The 15,803-nt window shown below is 70.2% G+C and carries 16 protein-coding genes and 1 tRNA gene; 4 read left to right on the top strand and 13 right to left on the bottom strand.

Annotated elements, in window-relative coordinates; genetic code table 11:
* Both VNT59_RS17685 and VNT59_RS17680 read right to left on the bottom strand, forming a co-directional pair.
* On the bottom strand, window positions 1–836 hold an 836-nt coding region (locus VNT59_RS17685; RefSeq protein ID WP_325500518.1), incomplete at its 3' end, for an ABC transporter permease.
* 10 nt (window positions 837–846) lie between these two features.
* A complete protein-coding gene (locus tag VNT59_RS17680) occupies window positions 847–1,797 on the bottom strand; it encodes an ABC transporter permease (RefSeq protein ID WP_325500516.1) in 951 nt (316 codons plus the stop codon).
* A 48-nt stretch (window positions 1,798–1,845) separates the two neighbouring features.
* On the opposite strand from VNT59_RS17680, the gene VNT59_RS17675 reads away from it, so the two are divergent.
* On the top strand, window positions 1,846–2,160 hold the full coding sequence (locus VNT59_RS17675) for a YfhL family 4Fe-4S dicluster ferredoxin (RefSeq protein ID WP_325500514.1): 315 nt from the start codon (window positions 1,846–1,848) through the stop codon (window positions 2,158–2,160).
* A gap of 4 nt (window positions 2,161–2,164) precedes the next feature.
* Here VNT59_RS17675 and VNT59_RS17670 read toward each other — a convergent pair whose 3' ends face one another.
* The 8 genes from VNT59_RS17670 to VNT59_RS17635 all read right to left on the bottom strand — a co-directional run bounded on the left by VNT59_RS17670 (window position 2,165) and on the right by VNT59_RS17635 (window position 8,355).
* Complete coding sequence (locus VNT59_RS17670) at window positions 2,165–2,593, bottom strand: hypothetical protein (RefSeq protein ID WP_325500512.1); 429 nt, start codon at window positions 2,591–2,593, stop codon at window positions 2,165–2,167.
* A gap of 24 nt (window positions 2,594–2,617) precedes the next feature.
* A complete protein-coding gene (pth, locus tag VNT59_RS17665) occupies window positions 2,618–3,226 on the bottom strand; it encodes an aminoacyl-tRNA hydrolase (RefSeq protein ID WP_325500510.1) in 609 nt (202 codons plus the stop codon).
* Between the two features lie 92 nt (window positions 3,227–3,318).
* A complete protein-coding gene (locus tag VNT59_RS17660) occupies window positions 3,319–4,020 on the bottom strand; it encodes a 50S ribosomal protein L25/general stress protein Ctc (protein ID WP_325500508.1) in 702 nt (233 codons plus the stop codon).
* Between the two features lie 101 nt (window positions 4,021–4,121).
* Window positions 4,122–5,102, bottom strand: coding sequence for a ribose-phosphate pyrophosphokinase (locus VNT59_RS17655; RefSeq protein WP_325500506.1), 981 nt, complete (start codon window positions 5,100–5,102; stop codon window positions 4,122–4,124).
* Between the two features lie 49 nt (window positions 5,103–5,151).
* A tRNA-Gln gene (locus VNT59_RS17650) sits at window positions 5,152–5,228 on the bottom strand.
* A 35-nt stretch (window positions 5,229–5,263) separates the two neighbouring features.
* Window positions 5,264–6,127, bottom strand: a complete 864-nt coding sequence (gene ispE / locus VNT59_RS17645) for a 4-(cytidine 5'-diphospho)-2-C-methyl-D-erythritol kinase (protein WP_325500504.1) — start codon at window positions 6,125–6,127, stop codon at window positions 5,264–5,266.
* A 9-nt stretch (window positions 6,128–6,136) separates the two neighbouring features.
* Window positions 6,137–6,625 (bottom strand): outer membrane lipoprotein LolB, encoded by a 489-nt coding sequence (locus VNT59_RS17640; RefSeq protein WP_325500502.1) that lies wholly within the window; start codon window positions 6,623–6,625, stop codon window positions 6,137–6,139.
* Window positions 6,622–8,355, bottom strand: a complete 1,734-nt coding sequence (locus tag VNT59_RS17635; protein WP_325500500.1) for a tetratricopeptide repeat protein — start codon at window positions 8,353–8,355, stop codon at window positions 6,622–6,624. The genes VNT59_RS17640 and VNT59_RS17635 overlap by 4 nt, the downstream gene beginning before the upstream one ends.
* A gap of 37 nt (window positions 8,356–8,392) precedes the next feature.
* Here VNT59_RS17635 and mutM point away from each other — a divergent pair, with 37 nt between their 5' ends.
* The 3 genes from mutM (at window position 8,393) to mutY (ending at window position 12,320) form a co-directional block, all read left to right on the top strand.
* Window positions 8,393–9,208, top strand: coding sequence for a bifunctional DNA-formamidopyrimidine glycosylase/DNA-(apurinic or apyrimidinic site) lyase (gene mutM / locus VNT59_RS17630; protein ID WP_325500498.1), 816 nt, complete (start codon window positions 8,393–8,395; stop codon window positions 9,206–9,208).
* Window positions 9,209–9,285: 77 nt separating this feature from the next.
* Window positions 9,286–11,280 carry a dynamin family protein gene (locus VNT59_RS17625; protein WP_414708411.1) on the top strand — a complete coding sequence of 665 codons (1,995 nt, stop codon included), beginning with the start codon at window positions 9,286–9,288 and terminating at the stop codon, window positions 11,278–11,280.
* Entirely contained in the window at window positions 11,277–12,320 is a 1,044-nt protein-coding gene (gene mutY, locus VNT59_RS17620) for an A/G-specific adenine glycosylase (protein WP_325500494.1), read from the top strand. The genes VNT59_RS17625 and mutY overlap by 4 nt, the downstream gene beginning before the upstream one ends.
* Before the next feature lie 6 nt (window positions 12,321–12,326).
* Here mutY and rapZ read toward each other — a convergent pair whose 3' ends face one another.
* The 3 genes from rapZ to VNT59_RS17605 are packed head-to-tail and all read right to left on the bottom strand — an operon-like array spanning window position 12,327 to window position 15,762.
* Window positions 12,327–13,205 carry an RNase adapter RapZ gene (gene rapZ / locus VNT59_RS17615; protein ID WP_325500493.1) on the bottom strand — a complete coding sequence of 293 codons (879 nt, stop codon included), beginning with the start codon at window positions 13,203–13,205 and terminating at the stop codon, window positions 12,327–12,329.
* Window positions 13,202–14,869, bottom strand: coding sequence for a DNA repair protein RecN (gene recN / locus VNT59_RS17610; RefSeq protein ID WP_325500491.1), 1,668 nt, complete (start codon window positions 14,867–14,869; stop codon window positions 13,202–13,204). Before recN ends, rapZ begins: the two co-directional genes overlap by 4 nt.
* The gene (locus tag VNT59_RS17605) at window positions 14,869–15,762 is read right to left on the bottom strand and encodes an NAD kinase (RefSeq protein ID WP_325500489.1); all 894 of its coding nucleotides are present in this window, start codon (window positions 15,760–15,762) and stop codon (window positions 14,869–14,871) included. The genes recN and VNT59_RS17605 overlap by 1 nt, the downstream gene beginning before the upstream one ends.
* Window positions 15,763–15,803 lie beyond the last annotated feature (41 nt).

The following is a 15,803-nucleotide window of genomic DNA, read 5'->3' as shown; positions in this document are numbered from 1 at the left end:
AGGCCGTCGCCGAGCAGGTTGAGGCCGAGCACCGCGAAAGCGATGGCGATGCCTGGAAAGACCGCCAGCAGCGGCGCCTGGAACATCAGCGTCTGGGCCTCGCTCAGCATCCGGCCCCACGACGGTTGCGGCGGCTGCGTGCCCAGGCCCAGGTACGAGAGCGCGGCCTCGGCCAGGATCGCGATCGCGAAGCGGATCGTCGCCTGCACGATCAGCACCGACATGATGTTGGGCAGCACGTGTTCCAGCGTGATCGCGAACGCGCCCTTGCCGCAGGCGCGGGCGGCCATCACGAACTCGCGCGACCAGACCACGTTGGCCGAGGCGCGGGTGATGCGCGCGAAGGTGGGGATGTTGTAGATGCCGATGGCGATGATGGCGTTCACCATGCCCGGCCCGAACACGGCGGTGAGCATGATCGCCGAAAGGATGGCGGGGAATGCGAAGCCGAAGTCGGCCAGCCGCATGATCGTTTCCTCGACCCAGCCGCGCCTGGCCGAGGCGAGCAGCCCGAGCGCCGTGCCGACGATCAGCCCGATGCCCACCGCGATCAGGCCGACGGCGATCGACGCGCGCGCGCCGACCAGCAGCAGCGACGCCACGTCGCGGCCGTAGGCGTCGGTGCCCAACCAGTGCGTGGCGTTGGGCGCCAGCAGCTTGGCGTCGAGGTTCATCTCGTAGGGCGAATGCGGCGTCCAGGCGAAGGACAGCAGCGCGGCGATCAGCAGCAGGGCGCTCAGCACGGCGCCGACCGCGAAGCTGCGATGCTGCAGCGCCCGGCGCCAGAAGCCGGGTCCGGGCGCCAGCGGCGCGGCAGCGACCGGGAGCGTGCTCATCGGGTGATCCTCATATGTCGCTGGCCTTGACCCGCGGATCGATGGCCGCGTACAGCAGGTCGACGACGAAGTTGACGGTCACGACCATCGCCGCCAGCAGCATCACGCAGTTGCGCACGACGATCAGGTCCCGGTTGGAGATCGACTGGAAGATCAGGCGGCCCAGGCCCGGGAGGTAGAAGACGCTTTCCACCACGATCGTCCCGGCCAGCAGCTCCGCGAACTGCAGCCCCATGATGGTGATGACCGGGATCATGGCGTTGCGCAGCACGTGGCCCCACAGCGTGCCGGCGCGCGACACGCCCTTGGCGCGCGCGGTGCGCACGAAGTCTTCGCGCAGCACCTCCAGCACGGCGGAACGGGTGATGCGCGCCAGGATCGCGGACTGCACCACCGCCAGCGCGATCGCCGGCAGCAGCAGGGCCTTGATGCCCTCGAACACGCCTTCCTCCCAGCCGGGAAAGCCGCCGGCCGAGAACCACTTGAGGTGCACCGAGAACAGCAGGATCAGCAGGATGGCGAACCAGAAGTTGGGAATCGCGATGCCGATCTGCGACAGGCCCATCACGCCCAGGTCGCCCAGCTTGTTGTGGCGCGCCGCCGCGTAGATGCCGGCCGCCAGCGCCAGCACGGATGTGATCGTCATCGCCATCAACGCCAGCGGCACCGTCAGCGTGAGGCGCTCCAGCACCAGTTCCGACACCGGCGTGCTGTACGCATAGCTCAACCCGAGGTCGCCGACCAGCAGCCCCCCGACCCAGTCCCAGTAGCGCTCGATCGCCGGCCGGTCCAGTCCCAGCTTCACGGCCATCGCCTGCACGGCCTCGGGGGCGGCGTCCGGCCCCATCAGGATCTGCGCGGCGTTCCCGGGCAGGATTTCCAGCACCAGGAACACCACCACCGACGCGCCTACCAGCGTCGCAATCAGGGTGATGAGGCGCTTGACGAGGAAGATGCTCATGCAGCCGGGGATAATGCCAGAAGTGAAGCGTTGTCCACGGGTGCTGGCATGGCATTGATGATTACCGACGAGTGCATCAACTGCGATGTGTGCGAACCGGAATGCCCGAACGAGGCCATCTCGCTCGGGCCCGAGATCTACCAGATCGACCCGGGCAAGTGCACCGAGTGCGTGGGGCACTTCGACGAGCCGCAGTGCGTGCAGGTCTGCCCCGTCGCCTGCATCCCCCTGAATCCCGATCACCTGGAAAGCCGCGATTCGCTGTGGCGCAAGTACCAGCGCCTGACGGGGAAGCCGGAAACGGGGACGCCGGCCGAGCCCGCGCTGCCCGCCGTGCCGGGCGCAGCGTCGGGCGGCGGCTGAGGCCTCAGGCGGCCTTGCGCGCTTTCTTCCTGGCCTTTTTCTTGGGACTCTTGCTGGCCTCGGCCTTGCGCGGCGAAACGGCCGTGAAGTAGGCCGGCTTCTTGGCGACGGCCCCCGACACGGTGCGGTCAGCCGCGGCCGGCGGCACCGGCTCCTCCCTGGGGCTCGGAATCGCGGCCGCGACCGGCTTGGCTTCCTCCTTCAGGCGGGCCTTCTCCATCTCGTCCGCCACCTTGGCGTCGCGCCGCACGGCCTGGTTCGTCTGCGCCCGCTGGTCCGCGCTGCGCGCGTCCTGCGCCGGCACCAGCTTGCCGCCCGGACAGGGCTGGTTGCTGTAGGTGTCGCCGCAGCGCCAGACCTCGCCGGCCGCCGCCGGGATGCTCCAGCTGGCCACGCAGGCCAGCAGGCACAGCACGCGCAATGGATGGAACATGGTGGTCTCCTCTCGTGGAATCCGTCAGACGCCTTCCGGCCGCGGCGGCTTGGGTCGCGGCGGCTTGCTGGTATGCACCAGCAACGTTGCCTTGTCCATTTCGCCGGCCATCATGGCCGGCACGGCCTTGAGCGTGCGCTCTATGCAGTCCTCGATGGCGGTGCGCTGGTCGGGGGCCGGCTTCTTCAGCACCCAGTTCACGACCTCCTCCTTCACGCCGGGATGGCCGATGCCCAGGCGCAGGCGCCAGTAGTCGCCGGTGCCCAGCTGGGCGTGGATGTCGCGCAGGCCGTTGTGGCCGGCATGGCTGCCGCCGAACTTCAGCTTGGCCTGGCCGGGCGTGATGTCCAGCTCGTCGTGCGCCACCAGGATTTCCTGCGGGGCGATCTTGAAAAAGCGCGCCAGGGCGGCCACCGAGCGCCCCGAGAGGTTCATGAACGTCTGCGGCGCGAGCAGCCACACCGGATGGCCGTGGGGCGCGGCGCGGGCGACCAGCCCCTGGAACGACTTGTCGAACGCGAGCGAGGCCTTCAGTTCCTGGGCGACCGCCTCGATCCACCAGAAACCGGCGTTGTGGCGGGTCAGCTGGTATTCGAAGCCCGGATTGCCGAGCCCGACGAACAGTTTGATCATGGCGGGATTATCTGCGTGGCACAAACAAAACGGCCCGCGCGAGCGGGCCGTTTACCGGGACGCCGGACGCCCGGGCGGGCGTCGCCGTCAGCTTACTTCTTGGCCGGCGCCTTGGCGGGGGCCTTGGCATCGCCCTTGGCGGCCGCCTTCGGTTCGGCGGCCGCAGCGGGGGCAGCCGCGGCACCCGCCGCGCCGGCAGCCGCTTCGGCCGCGCCGGCCTCGGCCGCTTCCTCGCCGCCCACCACCACCACCGAGACCAGCACCGGGTTCGGCTTGCCGCGGGTCACGGCGGTCACGCCCTTGGGCAGCGTGATGTCGTTCAGGTGCAGCGACATGCCCTTCTTCAGGCCGGACAGGTCGACCTCGATGAACTCGGGCAGGTCGCCCGGGAAGCAGGAGATGTCGATCTCGGACATGACCTGGTTGACCACGCAGTTGTCGAACTTGACGGCCTGCGACTCGTCGGCCTTCACGTAGTGCAGCGGCACCTTCATGTGCAGACGGGTCTTGGCGTCCACGCGCTGGAAGTCGATGTGCAGCACCAGCGGCTTGAACGGGTGCACCTGCACGTCGCGCAGCAGCACCTTGGCGGCCTGGCCGTTGAGTTCCATGTCCAGGATGGTGGAATGGAAGGCTTCCTTCTTGAGGGCGTGCCACAGCGCGTTGTGATCGAGCTCGATCAGTTGCGGCTGGCCCTCGCCACCGTAGACGATGCCCGGCGTCTTGCCGGTGTTGCGGAGACGGCGGCTCGCACCCGTGCCCTGCTTGGCGCGCTCGAAAGCGACGAATTTCATGTTTTCACTCCGGTTGAAGCCCACCGCGACCAGTGTGGCTCCGTTTCAAAAAAGGGCCCGCGTCGGCAGGCCCGCTTGCATGTCCCGTCCGGGGAGCCTCTCTAGAAGAGGTTCTCCTGGTCCGAGAACAGACTCATCACCGAATCGCCCTTGGCGATCCGCTGGATGGTTTCGGCGATCAGCGGCGCCACCGACACCTGCCGGATCTTGGTGCAGTTGCGCGCCGCATCCGACAGCGGAATGGTGTTGGTGACCACCACCTCGTCCAGCGCGGTGCCGTTCGAGATGCGCTCGATCGCCGGACCCGAGAAGATCGGGTGCGTGCAATAGGCATAGACCTGCTTCGCACCGCGCGCCTTGAGCACCTCGGCCGCCTTCACCAGGGTGCCGGCGGTGTCGATCATGTCGTCCATGATCACGCAGTTGCGGCCGTCGATCTCGCCGATCACGTGCATCACTTCGCTGACGTTGGCGCGCGGCCGGCGCTTGTCGATGATCGCCAGGTCGGTGTTCAGCTGCTTGGCCAGCGCCCGGGCGCGCACCACGCCGCCGACGTCCGGCGACACCACGATCAGGTTGTCGTAGCTCTTGTGGCGCAGGTCGCCCAGCAGCACCGGGGACGCATAAATGTTGTCGACCGGGATGTCGAAGAAGCCCTGGATCTGGTCGGCATGCAGGTCCATCGTCAGCACCCGCGCCACGCCGACTTTCTGTAGCAGGTTGGCCACCACCTTGGCCGAGATCGGCACCCGGGTGGAACGCGGCCGACGGTCCTGGCGGGCGTAGCCGAAGTAGGGGATCACGGCGCTGATCCGCTCGGCCGAGGCGCGCTTGAGCGCATCGACCATGATCAGCAGTTCCATCAGGTTGTCGTTGGTCGGCGCGCAGGTGGACTGCACCACGAACACGTCGCGGGCCCGCACGTTGGTGTTGATCTCGACGGTGACTTCGCCGTCGGAGAAGCGACCCACGCTCGCCGCCCCCAGCGAGATGCCCAGGTGTCCGGCAATCTCGGCCGCGAGGGCCGGATTGGCGTTGCCTGTGAACACCATGAAATCGGGGGTGGGGGGAGCAACCTGCATGGAGTGACCCAGCGAAAGTGAACGTTAGTGCCTGTACGCGCGGCGTATTTGGCAGGGGAGGAAGGACTCGAACCCTCGCATGCTGGAATCAAAATCCAGTGCCTTAACCAACTTGGCGACTCCCCTACACGGGTTACCGGCTGCTACCAGCCGGCCACCGATCAATCGTCGCTGGGTGCCCAGCCTGCCAGAGGATGGACATCCATATTGCTGCATTCCCGCGCTTGCCAGCCCGCCGGGGCCGCCAGCATCGCCTGCCCTGCAGGCAGCGGCGCAAACACCGCACTGCCTGAACCCGTCATCCGCCCTTGCAGGCCTTGCGACCCCAGCCATTGCAGCGCCTGGGCCACGCCGGCGCATAAACGCTCGGCCACGGGCTGCAGGTCGTTGCGGCCGAACCGGTAAGGGTCCGTGGTGCCGTAAGGGTTTGCAGCAAAGCCTGAGATTATAGCAGCGTCCGTGTCCCGTTTCAGCGCCGGGTCGGCGAAGATGCGCGCGGTGGCCAATCCGGTGGCCGGTTTCACCACCGCGAACCGGGCCGGCGGCAGCTCGACCGGGGAGATTTGCTCGCCGATGCCCTCCACCAGGGCGTTGTGGCCGTGCAGAAAGAACGGCACGTCGGCGCCCAGCGCGAGCCCGATGCGCGCCAGGCTCGACAGCGGCAGGTCCAGGCCCCACAGGCGGTTCAACGCCAGCAGGCAACTCGCCGCGTCCGACGAGCCGCCGCCCATGCCCGCCTCGCTCGGGACCCGCTTGTCGAGGGCGATGTGCACGCCATGGTCCGCGCCGGTGGCCTGCTGCAGCGCGCGGGCCGCCTTGACCGTGAGGTCATCGGCCGGCAGCGCCGGCCCCAGGTCGTCCCGGCTGATGCCGCCGCCGGCACGCCGTTCGAAGTGCAGCGTGTCGCACCAGTCGATGAGCATGAACGCCGACTGCAGCAGGTGCATGCCGTCGGCGCGGCGGCCAATCACGTGCAGGAACAGGTTCAGCTTGGCCGGAGCCGGGACATCGTAGAGCGCCTTCACCCGGCGCTCCTAGCGGTCCAGTGCCACCCGCAGGTCGGCCTCGGGTGGCGGCTCCAGTCGCGTGGCCGCGATCCGGCCGGCCGGCAGCTGCGACAGGTCGGGGCGCCAGCCGGCGACCGGCGTGGCGATGCCGCGCAGCCAGTCGAACAGCGCGGCCACCGGGATCGCGGCGCCGGTGGCGTGGCCCACGAGCGCGTCCACCGACTCGAACTCGCGGGTCTTGCCGTCGCTGCGCAAGGTCGCCGAGCCCGGCGACCAGGTCAGCACGGCCAGCGTGCCGCCGATGGGGCTGGACAGCGTGAGCTCGCCGGCGTGCGCGCTGCCCTTGAGCTCGAACATCGCCGCGAACGACTGGCTGGCGTTGTCCTTGACCTGCAGCGCGAGGCGGCCGCTCCACGGTCCGGTCCCGCCCGCGGCCGGGGCGAGGGCCGGGGGCGCGCTGGCGCAGCCGGCGAGCAGGGCCAGCAGCAGCGCCGCCGGCGTCCAGCGGATCCTCATGGCTTGACGCGCAGCCGCTTGAGCGTCTGCTGCAAGGTGTCGTTGTCCGCGTTCAGCAGCAGCCCTTCCTTCCAGATCGCCTCGGCGCGGGCGCGCTGGCCCAGGCTCCAGAGCACTTCGCCCAGGTGGGCGGCGATGTCGGCGTCCGGCCGCGCCTTGTACGCGGTGTCGAGAATGCGCAGCGCCTCCGCCTTGTTGCCCATGCGGAATTCCACCCAGCCCAGGCTGTCGCTGATGAACGGGTCGTCCGGCGCGAAGGTCAGCGCCTTCTTGATCAGGTCGCGCGCTTCCGGCAGGCGCATGTTGCGATCGGCCAGCGAGTAGCCCAAGGCGTTGTAGGCATGGTGGTAGTCGGGCTTGATCGTCATCACCTGCCGCAGCAGCCGTTCCATGTCGCCCAGGTTGCCGATCTTCTCGGCCAGCATCGCCTGCTCGTACAGCAGGTCCGGGTCCACCGGCGGCTTGGCGGCGGCCCGGCCCAGCAGGTCGTAGGCCGCCTTGTACTGCCGGTTGTCGCGCAGCAGCTGCACTTCGGCCAGCAGCTTGGTGCGGGCATCGGCCTGGTTGCGCTCGGGCAGCGACCGCAGCAGCTTGCGCGCCTCGTCCATGCGGCCCTGCTTGGCCAGCAGGGTGGCGCGCCGCTGCTGGGCCGCCACCAGGTCCTGCGCGTTCTCGATGCGATCGAGCCAGGCGGACGCCTGGGCCAGGTCCTTGCGCTTCTCGGCGATCCGCGACAGCGACAGGTAGGCCTGGGCGAGGCCGCGGCTGCGGTCCTCGGTCCTGCCGTTGGCCTGGGCCAGCTCGAGGTAGCGCTTCAGCGATGCTTCGGCGGCGCTGTCCTGGTTGTCCTGCAGCTGCAGCGTGCCCTGCACCAGCCAGGCCTCCGGGTAGTCGGGCTTGTCGCGCGTCACCACCTGCACCTGCTGCGCGGCCTCGGCATAGCGCTGCGCCTCCAGCAGTTCGCGGGCGTAGGCCATGCGCAGTTCGGGCAGCGGCTTGCCTTCCAGGTAGCGCCGCACCAGTGCTTCCGCCTCCGGCTGCTTGGGATCCATCAGCTCCAGCGCCAGCAGCGCCGGACCCTCCGCGGTGGGGCCGGCGCCTTGCGCCCGCTGCGCCGCCTCGATCGCGCCTTGGCGATCGCCGGCGGCCAGCCGGACGCGGCCCACGGCGGTCCAGGCGGCGCTCGCCGTCGCCGGCTGCGTCAGGTATTCCGCGATCGATTGTTCCACCACGCTGACCGCAAGCCGCTTGTCGGAGACGCGGGAGTAGTTGCGCGGAATGAGCGCCAGCGCCGCGTTGCGGTCCTTGGCGTCGGCCAGCGCGATCTCCGCTTTCAGGGGTTCGGCCGAGTCGGCGACGCGATTGAGCGCCAGCAGGATCTGCAGGACATAGCGGTTGGCCTCGCGCGAGGTCGGAAACGCCAGCTTCCAGGCCCGAGCGGCCTGCAAGGCCGCGTCGCCGGAGCGGGCCTGGAACGCGAGGTCAACGGCCCGCTGGTACAGCGCGGGGTCGTTGGTCTTGCGGGCGGCGTCGAGTATCAGTGCGTAGCCGGTCGCCGGCTCCGCGCCGCGGGCATTGAGTTCGCCGAGCAGCAGTTCATAGAAGAGCTCCGCGTCGAGCGCGGTCCGTTCCGCGGCGGCGAGGTCGGTCGCGGGGGGCTGGGCCGGCTGGGCGGCGGTGAGCTGAGACCATGCCAGCAGCAGCGCGCCGGCGAGGGGGAATCGCTTCATCGATTGATAATAATCCAAGGCCCCTGAAGCCAAGCTGATGCCAGAACTGCCCGAAGTCGAAGTCACCCGCCGCAGCTTTGCCGGGCGCATCGCGGGCGGCCGCATCGAAGCGGTACGCCTGGGCAAGCCGCTGCGCTGGCCGCTCGGGGTGGCGCCGGAACTGCTGGTGGGCCGCACGGTGCTGGGCGTGCGCCGCCGGGGCAAGTACCTGCTGCTCGATCTCGACGAGGGGGTGCTGCTGCTGCACCTGGGCATGTCCGGCAGCCTCGGTTTCGCGCCGTCGCTGCCCGATGCCGGCACGCACGACCACTTCGATCTGGTCACCACGCGCGGCGTCCTGCGCCTGAACGATCCGCGCCGCTTCGGCGCCGTGGTCTACGCGCCCGGCGAGGCCGCTCCCGAAGCCGTGAAGCTGCTCGGGCGCCTGGGCGTCGAGCCGTTCTCGGAGGCGTTCGATCTCGATGGCTTTCACGAGCGCCTGCGGCGCCGGCACGCCCCGATCAAGCAGGTGCTGCTGGCCGGCGACGTGGTGGTCGGCGTCGGAAACATCTACGCCTCGGAAGCGCTGTTCCTGGCCGGCATCCGGCCGACGCTGCGCGCGTCGCGGATCAGCCGTCCGCGGGCCGAGAAGCTGCGGCAGGCCGTGCGCGGCGTGCTGGCGCGGGCGGTGGAGCGGGGCGGCAGCACGCTGCGCGACTTCAGCAATGCGCACGGCGAGGCCGGACTGTTCCAGCTCGATGCGATGGTGTACGACCGCGCGGGGCAGCCGTGCCGCGTGTGCGGCACGCCGGTCAAGGCGATCCGCCAGGGGCAGCGCGCCACCTACTTCTGCCCCGCCTGCCAGAAGGCCTGAGCCTCGCGGCCCGGCTCGCGGAAAAACGACACGCGCGTGATGCCTGCGGCCAGCGGGGAGCGGCCGGCCGGGGGGCGATGCTATATTCAAAAATCACACTCGGGGACCCAGTGGCCATTTCCTTCAACGAACAGTTCGACCGGCATGGCGCTTGGCGGCGCCAGTTCGCGCTGCGCCTGAAGCTGTTGTCGGAATGGCTGCGCGACCACGACCTGCTCGACGCCGCCGTCGAAGAGCGGCTGCGCCGGCTCGAGACCCAGATCCGCTCCGACAAGGTCATGGTGGCCTTCGTCGCCGAGTTCTCGCGCGGCAAGTCGGAGTTGATCAACGCGATCTTCTTTGCCGGCTACAAGCGCCGCATCATGCCGGCCAGCGCCGGGCGCACGACGATGTGCCCCACCGAGCTGGGCTACGACAGCGAAGTCCCGCCGTGCCTGCGCCTGCTGCCCATCGAGACCCGGCTGCAGCCGCAGCCGCTGATGGAATGGCGCATGGTCCCCGAGAAGTGGACCCGGTTCGACCTGGACGTCAACGACGCCGGCCAGCTGGCCGAGGCGCTGGAGCGGGTGTCCGAGGTGCGCCGCGTGACCATCGACGAGGCGCGCGCGCTCGGCTTCTGGCACGACGAATTCCCCGAGGACAATCCGCTGCTCGGCGCCGACGGCAAGGTCGAAGTGCCGCGCTGGCGCCATGCGCTGATCAACATCGCCCATCCGCTGCTCAAACAGGGGCTGGTGATCCTCGACACCCCGGGCCTGAACGCCATCGGCGCCGAGCCCGAGCTCACGGTCAACCTGATCCCGCAGGCCCATGCCGTCGTCTTCATCCTGGCGGCGGACACCGGCGTCACCAAGTCCGATCTCGCGATCTGGCGCGAACACCTGATCAGCGACGGCGACTCCGCCGATTCACGGCTGGTGGTGCTGAACAAGATCGACATGATGTGGGACGCGCTGCGCACGCCCTACGAGGTGCAGGCCGAGATCGAGCGCCAGCGCTCCACCTCGGCGGAGATCCTCGGCCTGGGCCAGGAGCAGGTGATCCCGGTGTCGGCGCAGAAGGGCCTGGTGGCCAAGATCAACGACGACGCGGCCCTGCTGCAGGCGAGCCAGCTGCCGGTGCTCGAGCGGGCGCTGAGCCAGGGCGTGATGGGCCACCGCCGCACCATCCTGCGCGCGGCCGTGTCGGCCAACATCGCGTCGCTGCGGGCCGAGGCCGGCCGGGCGATCCAGATCCGGCGCCGCGACCTGGCCGAGCAGACCATGGAGCTGAAAGGCCTGCGCGGCAAGAACACCGCCGTGATCCGGCAGATGCGCGCGCGCATCGAGCAGGAGCAGCGCGAGTTCGACGTCAGCGGCGCGCGCGTGCATGCCGTGCGCTCGGTCCACCTGAAGCTGCTGCGCGAGGTGCTGGCGCTGCTGGGAACGCCGGCGCTGAAGACCGAGATGGCCGAACTCACGGCCAAGCTGCGCCAGCCCGGCATCAAGCTGGGCGCCAGGAAGGCTTACGCACAGACCTTCGACCGGCTGCGCGCCACGCTGCGCCAGGCGCAGGCGAGCAGCACCGAGATCCAGTCGATGCTCACCGGCACCTTCCGCCAGCTCAATGCCGAATACGGCTTCTCGCTGCAGGCGCCGCGCGAGCCGGACCTGGCGCGCTTCCAGCGCGACCTCGACCTGGTCGAGCGCAGCCACAACCAGTACCTGGGCATGGGCAACATGTTCCGGCTGGCGCAGCCCGAATTCGCCGACCGCCTGGTGCGCGCGCTGGCGACGCGCCTGCGCGTGATCTACGAATCGGCGCTGGGCGAGCTCGAACTGTGGAACAAGTCGGCCGCCGCGCAGCTCGACGCGCAGTTGCGCGACCGGCGGCGCAATTTCGGCCGCCGGATCGAGGCCATCGAGCGCATCCAGCAGGCCGCTTCCGGACTGGACGAGCGCATCGCCGAGATCGACGGCCAGGACGTCGCGCTGGCGGCGCTCGAAGCCAAGCTCGCCGAGCTCACCGGCCAGCTGATCGAGGCGCCCGCCGAACAAGCCGCGGCGCCCGAACCGCTCCTGAAGTCGGCATGACGGCGCTGCCGGCGGGGTTTGCCGGCCGCATCGTGCGCTGGCAGCAGTCACACGGCCGCCAGGGGCTGCCCTGGCAGGCCACCCGCGATCCCTATCGCGTGTGGCTGTCGGAGATCATGCTGCAGCAGACGCAGGTCGCCCGCGTCCTGGACTACTACCCGCGCTTTCTCGCGCGCTTCCCCGACGTGCGGGCGCTTGCCGCCGGCGCGCTCGACGAGGTCTACGCCTGCTGGTCGGGCCTGGGCTACTACAGCCGCGCCCGCAACCTGCATCGCTGCGCGCAGGAGGTGATGGCGCGCCACGGCGGCGAATTCCCGCGCCGTCCGGAACTGCTGGAGGCCCTGCCTGGCATCGGCCGGTCGACCGCGGCCGCGATCGCGTCGTTCTGCTTCGGCGAACGCGCCGCGATCCTGGACGGCAACGTCAAGCGGGTGCTGACGCGGGTGCTCGGCTTCGACGCCGACCTCGCCGTGGCCGGCAACGAGCGGCAGCTGTGGGGATACGCGCAGGAATTGCTGCCCAGGCGCGACCTGCAGTGCTGCATGCCCGCCTATACCCAGGGCCTGATGGACCTGGGCGCGACGATCTGCCTGCCGCGCAACCCGTCCTGCCTGCTGTGTCCCGCGGCCAGCGCATGCGTCGCCCGCCGCCAAGGCACGCCGGAACACTACCCGGTCAAGACGCGGCAGTTGCGCCGCGGCTCGCAGTCGCTGTGGCTCTTGCGCGCCGCCACCGACGAGGGCGCGGTGTGGCTGGAAAAGCGCCCGCCCCGGGGCATCTGGGCCGGCCTGTATTGCCTGCCCGTCTTCGGCAGCGCGGACGAACTCGGCGCGGCCCTGGACGGCCACGAGCAGCGCGACTGGCGCGAGGCGCCGCCCTTCCTGCACGTGCTGACCCACAAGGACCTGTACCTGCATTCGGTCGCCGTGCGGGTGCGCCCCGAAGCGCTGCAGCGGCGCGATGGGGCGTGGATGTCGCCGGCGCAGTTCGGGCAGATCGGCCTGCCGGCGCCGGTCCAGCGCCTGCTGCTGCAGGACTGAATTTCCCTAGCCGGCGTCGAGCTCGCGGTGGCGCTTGAGCGCCGTCCAGCGCTGGCCGAACCAGGCGGCGAGCTGCTCGACCAGATACACCGAGCGGTGCTGCCCGCCGGTGCAGCCGATCGCCACCGTCACGTAGCTGCGGTGGTCGCGCGCCAGCGGTTCCAGCCACTCGTCGATGAACTGGGCGATCCGCTCGTTCATGCGCTGCACGTCGGGATGCTGGCGCAGGAAGGCCTGCACCTGTTCGTCGCGGCCGGTGAGGTCGCGCAGCGTCGGTTCGTAGTGCGGGTTCGGCAGCATGCGAACGTCGAACACGAAGTCCGCGTCGACCGGAATGCCGCGCTTGAACGCGAACGACTGGAACACCAGCGTCAACTGGCTGACGGGCGCGGACAGCAGCGACTTCACGTAGGCCTGCAGCTGCGTCGGCCGGATCACGCTGGTGTCGATCACGTGGGCCTGCTCGCGCAGCTCGCCCAGCAGCTCGCGCTCCAGCTCGATCGCATCCACCAGCGCCCGCTGGCCGTCGCGCGGCTCCTGCGAATTCGCGGCCGCGCTCGACAGCGGGTGGCGCCGCCGGGTCTCGGAGAAGCGGCGCACCAGGGTGTCGGTGGTCGAGTCCAGGAAGAGCGGCCGCACGTTGACGTGCTCGCGGCGCAGTTCGCGCAGCTGCGCGGGCACCAGCGGCAGCGAGGTGGCGCTGCGCACGTCCACTGCGATCGCCACCCGTTCGGCGCTGCTCTTGCGCTCCAGGGCCACGAAGGGCAGCAGCAGTTCCGGCGGCAGGTTGTCGACGCAGTAGTAGCCGGCGTCTTCCAGGGCGTGCAGGGCGACGGACTTGCCCGAGCCCGACATGCCGGTGATGAGGACCACTTCCAGCGTCATGGCTTGGCCGCGTCCACGGCCGCCGTGGAGAGCATCTCCTTGGCATGGGCCAGGGTCGTGCCCGACAGCTTCTCGCCGCCCAGCATGCGCGCGATCTCGCCGACGCGCTGTTCGCCATGCACCGCGGCCACGGTGCTCGAAGGGCCGGCGCGATCGGAGTGCTTGGACACCACCAGATGGTGGTCGGCGCAGGCCGCGACCTGCGGCAGGTGGGTGACCGCCAGCACCTGCCGGTCGCGGCCGAGCTGCTTCATGAGGCGGCCCACCGTCTCGGCGACGGCGCCGCCGACGCCGGCGTCCACCTCGTCGAAGATCAGCGTCTGGGCCGTGCCGAGCCGGCTGGTGGTGACGGCGATCGCCAGCGCGATGCGCGAGAGTTCGCCGCCCGAAGCCACCTTGCCGACCGGGCGCGGCGTGGTTCCGGCGTGGCCGGCGACCAGAAAGCTCACCTGCTCCAGCCCGCCGGCGCCTGGTTCGCCGGTGGGCTCCAGCCTGGCCTCGAAGCGGCCGCCCTGCATGCCCAGGCCCTGCATCGCCAGCGATACCGCCTTGGCCAGCTGCGGCGCCGCTTTCGAGCGGCTCTTGGACAGCGCCTGCGCTTCCGCCAGGTAGGCCTGTTCCGCGGCCCGGGCCGCCGCCTCCAGCGCGCCGAGATCGGCGGCTGCGTCCAGCCGCGCCAGCTCGCTTCGCCAGGAAGCGAGCAGCGCCGGCAGCTCGGCCGGGGCGCGCTTGTAGCGCCGCGCCAGCGACATCCACTGCGACATGCGCTCGTCGAGCTGGGCCAGCCGCTGCGGATCGAGGTCGGTCTTGCGCAGGTAGGCGTGCAGCGAGTGGGCGGCGTCCTGCGCCTGCGCGAGGCTGGACGCCAGCACCTGCGCGAACTCGCGAAAGCCCGGCTCCACGTGTTCCTGCCCCTCCAGCAGGCCCTGGGCCCGCGCCAGCTGCGAGGCGGCGCCGCCGTCTTCGCCCTCGAGCGCCTGCAAGGCGCCCTGCGCGGCCTCGAGCAGCGCCTGCGCGTTGGCCAGGCGCGTGTGGCTGGCGTTGAGCTCGTCCCACTCGTCGGCGCCCGGCGCCAGCTTGTCGACCTCGCCGATCTGCCAGGCCAGCCGCTCGCGCTCGCGCTGCAGCGAATCCTGGGCCGCGCGCGCCTCGGCCAGCGTGCGCTGGGCCGCCCGCCAGCGCTGCCACAGCTGCGCCAGCGGCTGCGTGTTCACGCCGGCATAGGCGTCGAGCAGTTCGCGCACGGCGTCGGGCCGGGTCAGGCTCTGCCACGCGTGCTGGCCGTGGATGTCCACCAGCTGCTCGGCCAGCTCGCGCAGCTGGGTGGCGGTGGCCGGGCTGCCGTTGATCCAGGCGCGGCTCTTGCCCTGGGCATCGATGCTGCGGCGCAGGAGCAACCCGTCCTCGGACTCGAATCCGGCCTGCTCCAGCCAGGCCAGCAGGGCGGGCGAGCCGTCGAATTCCGCGCTGATCTCGGCCCGTGCCGCGCCTTCGCGCACCACGCCGCCTTCGGCGCGCGCGCCCAGCGCCAGCTGCAGCGCGTCGACCAGGATCGATTTGCCGGCGCCGGTCTCCCCGGTGAGCACGCTGAACCCGCCGGCAAAGTCCAGGTCGAGTTCGCGCACGATGACGAAGTCGCGCAGGGCAATGCGCCGCAGGCTCATCAGTTCCCCTCGTTCCAGTGCAATTTTTCTCGGAGTGTGTCGAAGTAGGTCCAGCCGACCGGGTGCAGGAACCGCACGCGATGCTCCGAGCGGCGCACCGTGACGCGGTCGCCGTGCAGCAGCGACGCGAGCGACTGCATGTCGAAGTTGGCGCTGGCGTCGCGGCCGGAGACCAGTTCGATCGTGATCTCGGAAACCTCCGGCAGCACCAGCGGCCGGTTGGACAGCGTGTGCGGCGCGATCGGCACCAGCACCCAGCCGCTGGTGGACGGGTGCACCAGCGGCCCGCCCGCCGACAGCGAGTACGCGGTGGATCCGGTCGGCGAGGCGACGATCATCCCGTCGGCGCGCTGGTTGGCGACGAAATGGCCGTCGACCTCGACCCGCAGTTCCACCATCCCCGAGGTGGCGCCGCGATTGACGACCACGTCGTTCATGGCCAGCGCGTCGAACACGCACTGGCCGTCGCGAAACACCTGCGCGTGCATCAGGCTGCGCAGGTCCTCCTCGTAGGCGCCGTGCAGCATCGGCTCCAGGATGCCCCGGTAGTGGTCCAGCGGAATGTCGGTGATGAAGCCCAGCCGGCCCTGGTTGATGCCGATCAGCGGCACCCCGTGGCGGGCCAGCTGGCGGCCGACGCCCAGCATCGTGCCGTCGCCGCCGACCACCAGCACCAGGTCGCATTGCTCGCCGATGGCCGCGAGGTCCAGCACGGTGTAGCCGGCGAGGCCGGTGCTGGCCGCCGTTTCGCGCTCGATCGCCACGTCGCAGCCCTGGCTGCCCAGGAAGCGGCCGATGTCCTCCAGGGCGGCGCGCGTCAGCCCCGCGGCGGCCTGGGAGACGGCGGCGTGGTACTTGCCGATCAGCGCCACCTGGCGGAACTGGGATTTCATCGCCTGATTATCGGCGGCGGCCGCGCCCCGACAACCGGGGC

Source organism: Ramlibacter sp., from assembly GCF_035554825.1.
Taxonomy (GTDB): Bacteria; Pseudomonadota; Gammaproteobacteria; order Burkholderiales; family Burkholderiaceae_C; genus Ramlibacter.
The sequence above is the reverse complement of the archived record's forward strand: the minus strand, read 5'-3'. Positions and strand labels throughout refer to the sequence as shown.